Origin of the sequence: Fusobacterium perfoetens (genome assembly GCF_021531595.1) — a bacterium.
In the GTDB taxonomy this organism is placed as follows: domain Bacteria; phylum Fusobacteriota; class Fusobacteriia; order Fusobacteriales; family Fusobacteriaceae; genus Fusobacterium_B.
The window spans coordinates 1-12,348 of sequence record NZ_JADYUD010000020.1; the positions used below are offsets into that span (position 1 = coordinate 1).

Below are 12,348 nucleotides of genomic sequence, written 5' to 3' on the forward strand. Positions count from 1 at the left end.
CGTGACCTATTGTACCAATGTTTACATGGGGTTTGCTTCTGTCAAATTTTTCTTTTGCCATTTTTTCCTCCTAAATTTTTTAATTTAAAATTTTATATTTTCTGCCCAGTACAGATGTACCGGGCTTAGTTCTTGTTATCTTTATTTAGTGCTAAAGAAAGTTATTATCTTCCTCTTTCAGCTTTTATTTCTTCTTGAATTGCTCTTGGAACTGCTACATATTCTTCAAATTCCATTGAGTAGTTTGCTCTTCCTTGAGATTTAGATCTTAAGTCAGTTGCATAACCGAACATTTCTGATAAAGGTACTTTTGCATTAACGATTTTAGCTCCGTTTCTGTCTGTCATACCACCTATCATACCTCTTCTTGAGTTGATATCTCCGATGATATCTCCCATATATTCTTCTGGAGTAGTTACTTCTACTTTGAATATTGGCTCAAGAATAACTGGTTTACATTTTTCAGCACCTTGTTTCATAGCCATAGATCCTGCAATCTTGAATGCCATTTCTGATGAGTCAACTTCGTGGTATGATCCATCATAAAGAGTTACTTTTACTCCAACTAGTGGATATCCAGCAACAACTCCGTTTTCAAGAGCTTCTTTACATCCTTTTTCTACTGCAGGGATATATTCTCTAGGAATTGCTCCTCCAGTAATTTCGTTAACAAATTCAAAATCTTTTCCAGGGTTAGGTTCAATTTTGATTTTAACATGTCCGTATTGTCCTTTACCTCCAGATTGTTTTGCATATTTAACTTCTTGCTCAGTAGAAGCAGTAATTGTTTCTCTGTAAGCAACTTGTGGTTTACCAACTGTAGACTCAACTTTGAATTCTCTTCTCATTCTGTCTACGATGATATCAAGGTGAAGTTCTCCCATTCCAGAAATGATTGTTTGACCAGTTTCTTCATCAGATTTAACTCTGAATGTAGGGTCTTCTTCAGCAAGTTTTGCAAGTGCAATTCCCATTTTTTCTTGGTCTGCTTTAGTTTTTGGTTCAACTGCAACAGAGATAACTGGATCTGGGAATTCCATTTTTTCAAGAATTATAGGGTTCTTTTCATCACAAAGAGTATCTCCTGTTGTAGTATTTTTTAATCCTACTACTGCTGCGATATCTCCGCAATAAACGATTTCTTTTTCTTCTCTTTTATTAGCGTGCATTTGAAGAAGTCTTCCCATTCTTTCTTTTTGACCTTTAGTAGAGTTTAGAACATAAGATCCTTTTTCTACAACACCAGTATATACTCTGAAGAATGTTAATCTTCCAACAAATGGGTCTGTCATAACTTTAAATGCTAAAGCTGCAAATGGAGCATCGTCACCGATTGGTAATTCAATTTCCTTTTCAGGATCTTTTACATCAGTTCCTTTAATTACACCTTTTTGAGTAGGTGCAGGCATATATGCAGTGATAGCATCTAGTAATGGTTGGATACCTCTGTTTTTAAATGCTGTTCCACATAATACAGGGATAATCATGTTTCCAATTGTTCCAGCTCTTAAAGCTTTTCTTAATTCATCATTAGAAACTTCTTCTCCACCAAGGTATTTTTCCATTAATTCATCATCACATTCAACAACAGATTCAATCATGAATTCTCTTGCTGCTTCAGCTTCATCAGCTAATTCAGGTCTTATATCTCTTACTTCAATATTTTGACCTTTATCATCTAAGTAAACTATTTCTTTCATTTCAATTAAGTCTACTATTCCTTCAAAAGCATCTTCTGCTCCGATTGGTAATTGGATAGGTACAGGATTTGCTCCTAATTTTTCTTTTATATCGTTAACACACATTTTAAAGTCTGCTCCGATTCTATCCATTTTATTGAAGAATGCCATTCTAGGTACACCATATTTGTCAGCTTGTCTCCATACAGTTTCAGACTGAGGTTGAACTCCGTCAACTGCAGAGAATACTGCAACTGCACCATCTAGGACTCTTAGAGATCTTTCAACCTCAACTGTAAAGTCCACGTGTCCTGGTGTGTCTATTATATTTATTCTATGATTTTTCCAGAAACATGTTGTAGCAGCAGAAGTAATTGTAATACCTCTTTCTTGCTCTTGTTCCATCCAGTCCATTGTTGCTGTACCGTCGTGAGTCTCTCCTATATTGTGGTTAATTCCTGTATAGAAAAGAATTCTTTCAGTAGTAGTAGTTTTACCAGCGTCAATGTGAGCCATGATACCAATGTTTCTAGTCATTTCTAATGAAACTTGTCTAGCCATTTAGTGTTTTCCTCCTCGTTATCTACGCTAAATTACAAAATTAATATTTATAGTGTGCGAATGCTCTGTTAGCTTCAGCCATTCTATAAGTATCTTCTTTTTTCTTAACAGTTGCACCTTCATTGTTAGATGCTGCGATTAATTCAGCTGCTAACTTTTCAACCATTCCATACTCTTTTCTTTCTCTTGTATAAGTAACAAGCCATCTTAAAGCTAGAGTTTGTTGTCTTTCTAATCTTACTTCAGTTGGAACTTGGTAAGTAGCTCCTCCGATTCTTCTTGATCTTACTTCAACTTGAGGTTTAATGTTTTCTAAAGCTTGTTTGAATACATCGTACCCCTCTTTACCAGTTTTTTCTTTTATTAAATCCATTGCTGAATAGAATATAGATTCTGCTAATGATTTTTTTCCATCTACCATGAATGCATTTATAGTTTTAGTAACTACCTTATCAGAATATCTTGAATCAGGTAATACATCTCTTTTAACTGCTGCTCTTCTTCTTGACATTTAAACTGTTCACCTCCCTAATTAATTACGCTTTTTTTACACCGTATTTAGATCTTGATTGTTTTCTGTTGTTAACTCCTGCTGTATCTAGAGCTCCTCTTATAATTTTGTATCTAACCCCTGGTAAGTCTTTAGTTCTTCCACCTCTTATAAGAGCGATTGAGTGTTCCTGTAAGTTGTGTCCTTCACCTGGAATGTAGCAAGTTACTTCTAGACCGTTAGTTAATTTTACTCTGGCAACTTTTCTTAAAGCTGAGTTTGGTTTTTTAGGTGTAGTAGTGTATACTCTAACACAAACTCCTCTTCTTTGTGGGTTTCCTTGTAATGCTGGTGACTTTCCTTTTTCTTCTAAAGTTTGTCTTCCTTTTTTTACTAATTGATTTAAAGTAGGCATTTTACCCTCCTTCCGAAATTTTTTATATTTTTATATTATTATATAACTTAGATATTATAGTCTTCCCCCAATAAAAAGTCAAACTAATCTATTATATAGCAGATGATATTTTAGCATATTTTAAAAATTTTTACAAAGTATTTTTTAAAGTTTTTAGTTCATTTTCAATGGATTCCCACTCTTCCATCTTGTTCAAGATGTCATTATCTAAGGAATCCAGGCGATTTTGTATCTCTAATAATTTTTCTAAATCATTAATTTTTCCTGCAAGTTCATAATCTTTTTGAGCTACTTCTTTTTTATTTTCAAGCTTCTCTATATCCTTTTCAACTTCTATATATTTTTTTTCAAGAGAAGAAATTCTATTCTTTATTCTTTTTTGTTCTTCATAATCATTTATACCATCAGAAACTTTTTCTTCTTTTATATTTTTTTTCTGAGCACAATAAGCTTCATAATCTCCCTTAAACTTTTCTGCTCCATCTTCTGTTATTTCATATATTGTATTTACTATTCCCTCTAAAAAATATCTATCGTGAGAAACTACAAGAATTGTTCCCTCATAATCCTCTAAAGCCTCTTCTAAAACTTCTCTTGAGTAAATATCCAAATGGTTCGTAGGCTCGTCAAGTATTAAAAAATTAGCCTTTTTAAGAATAAGTTTCATAAGAGTAACTCTTGCTTTTTCTCCTCCACTTAAAGAACCTATTGTTTTCATTACATCGTCTTCAGGAAATAAAAATCCTCCAGCAAGAGTTCTTACTTCTTCTTCACTCATGGGATAATTATATAGAAATTCATTTAAAATAGTTGCTTTAAAATCCAGCCCTTGATGATTCTGATCATAATATCCAATAGTTACTTTATCTCCTATTGTAACTGTCCCACTGTCAGCTTTTTCAAGGCCATTTACTATTTTTAAAAGAGTTGATTTTCCAACTCCATTTTTTCCTATTATTCCTACTCTTTCCCCTCTGAATATTTCAAGATTTAAGTTTTTAAATAATCTTTTTCCATCATAAGACTTTGATAGTTTTTCTATTTTCAAAACTCTGTCAACACTTGGTCTTTCTATTTCAAATTTAAGCTTCATTTTTCTTTTTGAAAAAACTGGATTTTCCATTTTTTCCATTCTATCTAAAAGTTTCTGACGCCCTCTTGCCTGTTTTGATTTTATTCCTGCCTTATATCTTTGAACATATTCTTCTATTTTTTTTATTTTATCCTGCTCTTTCTCAAAAGCTTTTACTGCTCCTGAAAGATAAGCCTCTTTTTGAATAGTATAATCTGTAAAGTTCCCTTTATATGTTCTTAAAGTTTTTCCTTCTATTTCAAATATTCTATTTGCTACATTATCAAGAAAATATCTATCATGTGATACAACCATAACAGCTTTATTATAGTCTTTTAAAAATTTTTCAAGCCATTCTATTGCAATTAAATCCAAATGGTTTGTTGGCTCGTCAAGTATTAAAAGCTCAGGTTCCTCTAAAAGAATTTTTCCAAGAGCTGTTCTTGATTTTTGCCCCCCTGAAAGATCTCCTATTTTAACATTCCATAAATCTTCTGGAAGACTTAATCCATTTAAAATCTGTTTAACTTTATATTCTATACTATATCCTTCTGCCTGTTCATATCTTGTTGAAACAAGAGAAAGTTCCTCCATTATTTTATCAAAATTTTCCTCTTCAATATTAAGCCTTAAACTAAGTTCATGAATTTTTTTATAATCTTCAAGAACTGAACTGAAAACTGTCATAAGTTCTTCAAAAACTGTATTTTCATAATTAAGATTTATATTTTGAGACAGATATCCTACTTTAAGATTTCCTTTTTTTGATATTGTCCCTCTTCTGTCTGTTGAAGGATCTACATCATTTTCTTCTATTTCAAGCATCATTTTTATAAGAGTTGTTTTACCAGCTCCATTTACCCCAATAACACCTATCTTATCTTTCTGATCTATTGAAAAAGTTATATTTTTAAAAAGAGTCTCTCCTGAAAACCCTTTATATAAATTCTCTACATGTAGTAATGCCATTTAAAACACTCTCCTGATAATTTCTAATCAAGGTTTATTATATCACATTTTCTTATCTTTTGTTTTATATTCCTTGAAACTTTTATCTTTTCAATGTATAATTTTTTAATTGAATTTATTCATCAAGGAGGAAACTATGAAAAAAATATTTTCCATTTTATTCTTCTTTTGTACCCTATCTTCTTTTGCTTCCAGTTTAGCAATAGATGAAACAGAAAACCTGTACAAAGAAAGTGAAAAACTTACAAGAGAATATATTGCAAGTTGTAAAATCCTAAAAAATGTAGCTGCAGGAGATATAAGCATAATACAAAAAAATGATATTGATAATATTATAAGAATACAAGAAAATAACCTTGAAACTTATAAAAAATCTTTGGAGATTTTAAAAAAATTAGAAAAAGATTATAATACTTTTTCTGAAGATAAAAAAAGCATCACTCTTGACGCCCTTTATCTTCAACAGGAAAAACTTAAAGATTTAAACAGAAATCTCCAAAAAGCAATTCAGCTTAATAAAGCTGCTATTGAAAATTATAATCAATAAAAAATGGAACTGAAGATTAAATACATTTTATTAATTCTTCAGTTCCGTTTTTATTTTTTTACATAAGAGCTGCTGCTATTGGATAACCTATAAAAACTGTTATAAGTATTGTGACAAACATAAAAATAAATCCATGCTTCATCATACTTCCTGTGTCTGTCCATCCTGATCCTATTGCCATAGCTACATGAGGCATTGCTGGAGGAGTTGCAAAAGCATAAGCTGACATCATTCCTATTATAGAAACTACAGCTGGACAAGAAACTGTCCCATTTGCTGCTTGTATAAGAGGAACTGCCACTGTTGTTACTACTGTTACTGTAACCATATTTGATGAAAAATTAGTTTGTATGCATGCCCATGCTGTAAAAATTATTATTAAAAATATAGGAGATACATCTTTTAAAATAGGGCTTAAAGTTTCTATAATGTAATGAGTAAGTCCTATACTTTTATTTGTCATTGCACTTCCTATTGCAAGAGTTCCTGCACACATAATAATACTTGACCACTGCACTCCTTTTTTCATTCCCTCATTAAAATTAAGCAAAGGTTTTTTATCAAATGTTATCACTGAATAGATAATTACTCCTAAAATTGGAGGAAATGCTGTTCCAAGTTTGCTTATTTTCATAACAGCTGGAACTACATCTTTTAAAAGACTTGGAAGCACCCATAAAATAACAATAAAGCAAAATACAAGTAAAATCATTTTTTCTTTTTTATCCATTGGTTTTAGTTCTTTTTTTAAAATAGATATATCTATATCTTTTATTTCTGACATATCAGGATTCAAAATAAATCTGAAAATCAAAACAAGAAAAGCTGTACTTAATATTCCCACAGGAACCGCAAATGCCATATACTGTCCATACCCTATGCTTAAACCTGTTGCAGTATTATAAAATCCCATTGCCATAATACTGAAGACATGAGCTATAGGAGTCATACCAGCTGATACTGATACACAAAAAGCCAATCCCATCATAAGCATATTTGCAATTTTATCTCCTCTTTTAAGTTTTAAAATTTCATTTATTTTTTCAACTATTGGAAGAAAAACTACAAATAATACTGTAGGAGATACAAAACATCCTATGCATATAACAGCTGCAAAAAAAGAAATTACAAATTGCCATGGCCCTTTTTTAGCTGCCGGACTTGTTATAAATGACAAGGCACATCTATTTAAAAAAGGTGTTTCTGAAAGAGCATAAGTACACATAAAAGTACATATAAGAAAAATAATAGTCTCATTTCCAAATGAAGCTGCAAAAATAGGTTTAAAACCTATTTCAGGTACAAGCCCCAAAGCTCCTATGCATAAAAGACTTGGCCAATCAATAGCAACTGTAAGCCATAAAATAAGAACTCCTGCAAATATTCCTACAACATTCATACCTGAAGGCTGCATTCCATCTGGAAGAGGTATATATCTTCCAAAGATTATAAGCATAAATCCTATCACTAAATAAATATTTCTTTTTGTAAACTGTGTCATTTTACCTCCTGTAAATGTTCCAGTGTCTGCTTTTTATCTTTAACTTTTAAAATATTGTAAAAGTAAAAAACCGGCACTGGATGAAATTATAAAAAAGTATACCGGTTTTTTATTATAAATTATATTAAATTATTTTTTTAAAATTCCCATAAGAATATCTTCTGAAGTTATAGGAAGTTTTCTGAAATTAATACCAACTGCATTTTTTATAGCTGCAGCTATAGCTGGAGCTGGAGTATTTATTACTACCTCTCCTATTGATTTTGCCCCAAAAGGACCTGTTTCTTCATAGCTTCTGCTGAATTCAACATCCATTTTATGTAAATCTTTTCTGCAAGGAATTTTATACTGCATGAAACTGTCTGTCATTACTCTTCCTTTTTCATCAAAAAGAATATTTTCATAAAGAGCAAGACCTATTCCCTGAGCCATTCCTCCTTCTACCTGAACTCTTGCTGCACTTGGATTTACTGGTGTTCCACAATCAACTACAGAAAGAATATCTAAAACTTCACATACTCCTGTTGCTGGATCTATTTCTACTTCTGCAAATCCTGCTACGAAAGGAGGAGGAGATGTTTCACTTCCCCAAGTTGCTGAAGTTGTAAGCTGATTTCTTAAATCAAAAGAAACTGACTTCATTGCTAAATCTTTAATTGTTACTGATTTTGTTCCATCTGCATTTTCAACATGATCTCCACAGTAAATTAAATCTTCTTTTGGAATTTCTAAAATTACAGATGCTGTTTTTAAAATTTCTTCTCTCATTTTTTCACATGCAAGAACAACTGCTTTTCCTGTTACATAAGTTCCACTTGAAGCATATGCTCCTGGATCATAAGGAGAAACATCTGTATCACTTGTATTTATTATTATTTCAGACATAGGAACTTCAAGAACTTCTGCTGCCATCATTGTCATAACAGTGTCACTTCCTTGTCCCATATCTGTTACACCAACTTGAACTGTAAAGTTTCCTGCATCATTAAGTCTTACAGTTGCTGATCCTGTATCAACTCCTGCAATACCTGAACCCTGCATTGTTACAGCCATTCCACACCCTCTTATTTTTCCATCAGGCATAACTCTTCTTGGATATCTTTCGTCCCAATTAAATTTCTCTTTACCTATCTCTATACATCTTTTTACACTTCCACTTGCTATATAACTATCTTTTCCAGGTTCAACAAGATTTTTCATTCTTATTTCCACAGGAGAAATTTTTAAAATTTCTGCAAGTTCATTAACTGCTGATTCTACAGCAAAAGTTCCCTGTGTAGCTCCATATCCTCTGAATGCAGCTCCAACCATTGTATTTGTATACACTACATCAGCTTCCATTCTCATTGGAATTTTTTCATAAAGAGGGAAAGTTTTGAAAGATACAAGCCCTGTTACTGTAGGGGCATGTTCCCCATAAGCACCTGTATTTGATATTACTTTTATATCTATTCCTTTGATATTTCCTTCTTTATCTGAACCTATTTTTACATTAAGAGTCATTGCATGTCTTGTATTTCCACAAACTTGAGTTTCTTTTCTTGTAAAAATTATTTTTGAAGGTTTTTTAGTCATCATTGTAACAAAAGCTGAGTACATTTCACAAACCATTGTTTGTTTTGCTCCAAATCCTCCACCTATTCTTGGCTTTATAACCCTTATCTTGCTGGCATCAAGTCCAAGAATTCTTGCAAGATGTCTTCTTACATGGAAAGGAATCTGAGTTGAAGCTATTGTAGTCAATCTTCCGTTAACATCATAGTAACTATAAGAACGATATGTCTCCATCATTGACTGAATTTGTGCCTGAGTACGATATGTTCTTTCTATAACAACATCACTTTCTGAAAGTCCCGCCTCAACATCTCCTTTAGTATATAAAAGATGAGATGCAAGATTTTTACTTCTGTTATATCCTATATCATAATTTGTATGTGCTTCTTCCATATGAACTTTTATATTTGATGTTGTCGCTTTTTCATAATCAAGAAGAGGCTCTAAAACTTCATATTCTACTTTTATAAGTTTCATAGCTTTTAAAGCTGTTTTTTCATCTTCTGCTGCTATTATTGCTACAGGATCTCCCACATAACGAACATACTCATCTAAAAGTCTTCTGTCATAAGGAGATGGTTCTGGATAACTTTGTCCTGCTGAAGTAAATCTTGTCTTTGGTACATCTTCAAAAGTATATATCCCCTCTACTCCTGGCACAAGCATCGCTGCTTTTTTATCAATTGATTTAATTTTTGCATAGGCATATGGGCTTCTTAAAAGTTTTATTATTAATGTATTATTATTTAAAACAAGATCATCTGTATAAACAGGTTTACCTGTTATAAGATTTATACTATCAATTTTAGGTGTAGGTTTATTTACTATTTTCACTTTCCATCACCTCTTTCATATAGGCTCTTATACCTCTTAACTGTGAAGCATATCCACTGCATCTACAAAGATTTCCATTAAGATAATGAAGAATTTCCTCATCTGAAGGATCTTTTAATTCTTTTAACATAGCTATAACTGTTAAAGCAAAACCTGGAGCACAGAACCCACACTGTTCTGCTCCTTCTGCTGCAAGATGTTTTGCAAGCATTTCCGCTTCTTTTGGATAATTCTCTATTGTTTCTACTTTTTTATTCATAACCCTTGCTGAAAGAGTACTGCATGAAAGAACAGGTTTTCCTTCTACAAGTACAGTACAAAGTCCACATGCTCCTGTATCGCATCCTCTTTTTACACTTAAATATCCTGCTTTTCTTAAAGTATCCACAAGATATTCATCTGCATCTATTAAAAGTTCTTTTTTTCTATTATTTATAACTGTATTTAAAATCATTATTCTACCTCCTTTAAAGCCTTTTCAAGAAGAGCAGCACTTAAAAGTCTTCTGTATTCTTCAGTTCCTCTCATATTGCTTCTAAACTTTATTTCTCTTCTCATTATTTCAGAGGCTGACTTTACATCAGAATTTTCAGAAAGATATTTCATTGTTTCATGAGCAAGAACAGCTTTTCCAGGTCTTGCTCCAACAGATATTCTAATATTGCCATTTTCATTTTTTGAAACTGCCATATTAAGAACTGAATAATCTGCCTTGCTTTTTCTGACACACTTAAAAGAAGATACTAATTTTTCTTTTTTTATAGTAATTTTTACAAGAATATCTTTTCTTATTTCTTTTTCATTTAAAAAATCTTCCAGTCTTAAAACTCCACCTTTATAAAGAACAACATAAGTATCAAGACATAAAAGAGCTGTTATTAAATCTGAAAAACCATGTTTTGTAAAAACTGTAGCTCCAATTCTTACATTATTTCTTAGTTGAACTCCAACTATATCTTCAACTGCATGAGATATTACAGGAAACCATTCATATAAATCCTTATCTGTTTCAAGCTGTCTAAAACTTGCCATAGCACCTATTTCAAAATTTTCTTCTGTTTCAATTATTTTATCTATATCAGTTACATTTGAAATATCTATCGCTGTATTATAATTTGTATTTCCCATTCTCAAATAGGAAGTTCCCCCTAGTATCACATTTCTTCTGTTTTTTATTAATTCGTTATATGCTTCTTCTATTGTTGAAGCTGCGAAAAAATTTGTAAAAGTAAACAATGACACCCCTCCTCTATTTTTTATCATTAGGCAGTAAGATATTAAGAATTACTGCTATTGATGCTGATACAACTATTCCTGATCCACCAAAAATAAGTCTTATGCTTTCAGGAAAATTAACAAGAGCACTTGGAACTGCTCCAAGACCATATCCAACTCCAAGAGATACAGAAAGAATAACTGCATTTTTTCCTCTTAAAGGCTCTTTTGTAATAAGATTTACTCCGCTTATAAATATCATTGCAAATATCATAACCAAGCTTCCTCCTATTACACACGAAGGAACTACTGTTAAAAGTGCCCCTAGTTTTGGGAAAAAAGCTCCAGCTATCAGGAACATAGCTCCTACACCTACAACAAATCTGCTCATTACTCCTGTCATTGTAACTATTCCTGTATTTTGGCTGAAAGATGTAGTAGGAAGTATTGAGAATATTGATGCAAGAACACATCCTAGACCATCTGCCATAATTCCCCCAGAAAGTTCTCTATCTGTAACTTCTCTTCCTGCTCCTCCCATCGTAACTCCTGACATATCTCCTACAGTCTCAACTGCTGACACTATAAACATCATCATCATTGCAAATATTGCATCTGCATGAAAGGCAAAACCATAAGAAAGAGGTTTTGGGATAGCAACAAAAGGCATTTCTTTTATAGGAGAAAGATCTGTTATTCCTAAAATAAGAGCCACTATAAATCCAAAAACTGTTCCTATAAAAACTGAACCTGTACTTGTTATTCCTTTTGTAAATTGTTTTAAAATTATTACTACTGTAAGAACTGCCGCTCCTAAACCAAGATTCATAAGAGAACCAAAATCAGAAGATCCTACTCCTCCTGCAAAACTATTTATTCCTACTGGAATAAGAGAAAGACCTATTGAAAGAACAACTACTCCTGTTACAACCGGTGGGAAAAAGCGTCTTATTTTTTTCATACACATTCCAATACACGCTTCAAAAAGTCCTCCAATTAAAACTGAACCTAAAATTCCTTCCATTCCATACTTTGTTCCTATTGAAATTGCAACTGGCACAAAAGTAAAACTTATTCCTACAACTATTGGAAGTCTTGCCCCTACAGGTCCTATTGTATATGCCTGTACAAGTGTATTGATTCCTGCTATAAGCATACATGCCTGAATCATATTTGTTTTAATATCCAAAGGAATATTTAATACTCCTGCAACAATAATAACTGGTGTCAGATTACTGACAAACATAGCAAGCACATGTTGTAAACCTAAAGGTATTGCTTCTGATAACTTTGGTATACCATCAATATGGTACGGTGAATAATTTCTCATTTCTTTTTTAGAAACCTCCTAATTGTTTTTAACCCAAAAACATTAGTGATGAGGAAGAGCAAAACTCATAGCGGTTAATTACGGTTAACCGTAGAAACTCTTGTCCAATCACAAGTATATATGAGCATACTTTAAAATTTTACTATAGTATAAAATATTTTGTCAACTTTTATATTCTAAA

At 32.2% G+C, this 12,348-nt stretch carries 10 protein-coding genes and 1 riboswitch; of the genes, 1 reads left to right on the forward strand and 9 read right to left on the reverse strand.

The window, feature by feature from the left end; genetic code table 11:
• Positions 1-164: 164 nt before the first annotated feature.
• From fusA to I6E17_RS09305, 4 genes are all read right to left on the reverse strand, one after another.
• A complete protein-coding gene (gene fusA / locus I6E17_RS09290; RefSeq protein WP_235236959.1) occupies positions 165-2,240 on the reverse strand; it encodes an elongation factor G in 2,076 nt (691 codons plus the stop codon).
• Between the two features lie 40 nt (positions 2,241-2,280).
• Positions 2,281-2,751, reverse strand: a complete 471-nt coding sequence (gene rpsG, locus I6E17_RS09295) for a 30S ribosomal protein S7 (RefSeq protein WP_176829396.1) — start codon at positions 2,749-2,751, stop codon at positions 2,281-2,283.
• A gap of 25 nt (positions 2,752-2,776) precedes the next feature.
• On the reverse strand, positions 2,777-3,145 hold the full coding sequence (rpsL, locus tag I6E17_RS09300) for a 30S ribosomal protein S12 (RefSeq protein ID WP_176829397.1): 369 nt from the start codon (positions 3,143-3,145) through the stop codon (positions 2,777-2,779).
• A gap of 130 nt (positions 3,146-3,275) precedes the next feature.
• The gene (locus I6E17_RS09305; protein ID WP_176829398.1) at positions 3,276-5,186 is read right to left on the reverse strand and encodes an ABC-F family ATP-binding cassette domain-containing protein; all 1,911 of its coding nucleotides are present in this window, start codon (positions 5,184-5,186) and stop codon (positions 3,276-3,278) included.
• Between the two features lie 136 nt (positions 5,187-5,322).
• Here I6E17_RS09305 and I6E17_RS09310 point away from each other — a divergent pair, with 136 nt between their 5' ends.
• Complete coding sequence (locus I6E17_RS09310) at positions 5,323-5,733, forward strand: hypothetical protein (protein ID WP_235236961.1); 411 nt, start codon at positions 5,323-5,325, stop codon at positions 5,731-5,733.
• A gap of 58 nt (positions 5,734-5,791) precedes the next feature.
• On the opposite strand, the gene I6E17_RS09315 is transcribed toward I6E17_RS09310, so the two are convergent.
• The 5 genes from I6E17_RS09315 to I6E17_RS09335 all read right to left on the reverse strand — a co-directional run bounded on the left by I6E17_RS09315 (position 5,792) and on the right by I6E17_RS09335 (position 12,167).
• Positions 5,792-7,234 (reverse strand): SLC13 family permease, encoded by a 1,443-nt coding sequence (locus I6E17_RS09315; protein ID WP_235236963.1) that lies wholly within the window; start codon positions 7,232-7,234, stop codon positions 5,792-5,794.
• A 129-nt stretch (positions 7,235-7,363) separates the two neighbouring features.
• Positions 7,364-9,622 carry a xanthine dehydrogenase family protein molybdopterin-binding subunit gene (locus I6E17_RS09320; protein WP_235236965.1) on the reverse strand — a complete coding sequence of 753 codons (2,259 nt, stop codon included), beginning with the start codon at positions 9,620-9,622 and terminating at the stop codon, positions 7,364-7,366.
• On the reverse strand, positions 9,606-10,076 hold the full coding sequence (locus I6E17_RS09325) for a (2Fe-2S)-binding protein (protein WP_176829402.1): 471 nt from the start codon (positions 10,074-10,076) through the stop codon (positions 9,606-9,608). The genes I6E17_RS09320 and I6E17_RS09325 overlap by 17 nt, the downstream gene beginning before the upstream one ends.
• Entirely contained in the window at positions 10,076-10,858 is a 783-nt protein-coding gene (locus I6E17_RS09330; RefSeq protein WP_235236967.1) for an FAD binding domain-containing protein, read from the reverse strand. Before I6E17_RS09330 ends, I6E17_RS09325 begins: the two co-directional genes overlap by 1 nt.
• Positions 10,859-10,871: 13 nt before the next feature.
• Positions 10,872-12,167 (reverse strand): uracil-xanthine permease family protein, encoded by a 1,296-nt coding sequence (locus I6E17_RS09335; RefSeq protein WP_176829404.1) that lies wholly within the window; start codon positions 12,165-12,167, stop codon positions 10,872-10,874.
• 48 nt (positions 12,168-12,215) lie between these two features.
• A riboswitch (purine riboswitch) is annotated at positions 12,216-12,311 on the reverse strand.
• Positions 12,312-12,348 lie beyond the last annotated feature (37 nt).